This window comes from Limnospira sp. PMC 289.06, from assembly GCF_032350395.1.
Lineage (GTDB): Bacteria > Cyanobacteriota > Cyanobacteriia > Cyanobacteriales > Microcoleaceae > Limnospira > Limnospira platensis.
Window position 1 is genome coordinate 1 of record NZ_JARPLC010000371.1, and the last position, 913, is coordinate 913.

Here is a 913-nt window from a genome sequence, read left to right on the forward strand (position 1 = left end):
GTTTGAAGTGCTGTTGCTGTTCCGGCGTTTCCACTTATTGACCCGGTAATTAATGAATTAAATGTTTTAACTCCTGTCCATGTCTGATTCCCAGTTGTAATTATCCCTGAATTAGTTGCACTAGCTGTAGGTAAAGTAACATTAGTTCCTGTTGATGATGTAACTACAGGACCTGCTGTTGTTCCTGCTGTTACTCCTAAATTAGTTGCTACATTTACTTGTGCGCCTGCCGCAATCCCATCCAGCTTTGTCTTATCAGCGTTCGACATTACACCTGCAACGGTTGTTGTAGCAGCAGGTAATACAGCATTAGTACCGTCAGAACTGTTAACGGTTAACGTATTGCTTGTAGTGCTTGTAGAGAGGTTGGTGGATACGTTTGGGGCGGTGTTTCTAAACTCAGTTCCTACTAAAGTTAAGCCAGTTCCCGCAGAATAGGTTGTATTAGGAGGTGTTACCCAAACACCATCGCCGCGTAAATAGTTAGATGTACTGCCATTTGTATCAATGGCAGCAACATTACCTGAATTTGTTATTTGAGATAAGGTATGTGTATGGCTAGTTGGTGTTCTAGCATTTGATAATCTGACATCGTTACCTTCTGTAACAGTTCCAATAGTTGTTCCAAAATTTTTGTTAAATGCTGTACTTTTGGTAAAAGTAGGCTCTTTACCGTCTAATGTACTTTGAAGTCCTGTAACATTAGCAATAGTATGTGTATGTTCTGATGGAGTAAACGTAGACGGTTTGGACGTTATTTCAGTCCAGCTATGGGAATGAGTAGATGGGGGGAAAGTGCCAGGTTTATTAATAATATTATTCCAAGTTAACTGAGTTAATTTGACTAAATTAGTATTGGAGTCAATAACTGCTTGTATCCGTTCATTAGTTAAATACAGATTAACTTCACCTT

The 913-nt window shown here is 39.2% G+C and carries 1 protein-coding gene; it reads right to left on the reverse strand.

Translation table 11 applies throughout. The annotated features are described in order from the left end of the window. On the reverse strand, nucleotides 1–913 hold a 913-nt coding region (locus P5674_RS25260; RefSeq protein ID WP_315670430.1), incomplete at both ends, for a hypothetical protein.